Raw genomic sequence first — 1,224 nt, 5'->3', positions numbered from 1 at the left:
CTCCAGTAGCAAAATTAATTAGTTTCATGATGTTCATTATCTTATCGGCTGTTCCATAATCAAAAAAGTAATCTATCTCTTCCTGATGGTCTATCTCATAAATAAACTTTTTACTTATTGCCTTTATGTACCTATTAGTTAGAAATTTTCCATCCAGTACATCCACAGCATATCTATAGGCCTTTGACTCTTTAAATTCCTCTCTCGTTATTGCTTACCACCTCCTAGTATGGTCAGAAGTGGATCTGTTTTCTCAGCTTCAGCACTACAGTTAATATTTGCTATCTTTGCCCTTGCCTGTGGGCTTAGACTTAACTCATTACACATTCTAAAGAAGTCCTTCATATAAGCTGTTCTAATTTTTATATGTGGGTTAGGATTGCCTTCTAGGTCTACCACACCATCTTGATTAATCGCAACTTCACATACTTGGATACGATCAATGGTTATGGCTGTTTGAGCTAATAAGTACACATCAATGTTACCTAATATCCCTGATTCTTTGAGGTAGTCCACAATAGTTCTAAAATGCTTCTTCTGCTGTAATGTCAAGTAGGCTGGCGCACGTATTTTATCACTATCACCACGCAATTTAGCTTCATACTCTAGCCTCTTATCAGTATCAACTTTACTCATATGTCCGGTTCTTGTGGTAATACTTTTAGTTGGTCGTGCCATGCTGTCACCTTCTTTCTGTGTTTTGAGGCATGAAAAAAGAGCCTATATGGTATTATATAGACTCGTTATTTGTTCTCAGTTAATAAATTAACTATTTTATTGAGTAGTACTACGCTATTAACTTCGTGTTTTGCTCATTCGCTTTATTAAAGAGTAATCTTGTACACTTCCTCATCAAGTGTTCTGCCATCAGGAGTAATTACCAATTTATTGCTAATTATCAATTCTCCACCATAGAATAATGGTATTTTTTTACTTGCAATGTTTTTCTTATCAACAGGGTAAATTAGCTGTGTATATCCTTGTTCCTTTGCATATTCAATTAATCCACCTATGGCTTCTCTACCATAATGGTTTCCATGAGAACTAATTTTAGTCCATATTCCAAGTTCAGGCATATCGTTATTTAAATTATGCAACCCTGCTATTCCCAAGAATTCAGCTGTTTCTTTAAGTGTTATTGCATACACATAGTCTGTCTTATTTGCACATTGTTTTATCCAACATTCAACTATATTTTCAGTTTCACTAATGTCTTTAACAGGA

The 1,224-nt window shown here is 34.7% G+C and carries 2 protein-coding genes; both read right to left on the bottom strand.

The window, feature by feature from the left end; translation table 11 throughout:
- Positions 1-207 precede the first annotated feature (207 nt).
- A complete protein-coding gene (locus tag H8718_RS20250; protein WP_249334863.1) occupies positions 208-678 on the bottom strand; it encodes a phage terminase small subunit P27 family in 471 nt (156 codons plus the stop codon).
- Between the two features lie 146 nt (positions 679-824).
- Positions 825-1,224, bottom strand: a 400-nt coding sequence (locus tag H8718_RS20245; RefSeq protein ID WP_249334862.1) for a GNAT family N-acetyltransferase, incomplete at its 5' end; no start/stop codon positions are given.

Origin of the sequence: Zhenhengia yiwuensis, from assembly GCF_014384995.1 — a bacterium.
Lineage (GTDB): Bacteria > Bacillota > Clostridia > Lachnospirales > Cellulosilyticaceae > Zhenhengia > Zhenhengia yiwuensis.
This window is presented reverse-complemented; position numbering and strand designations above follow the sequence as displayed.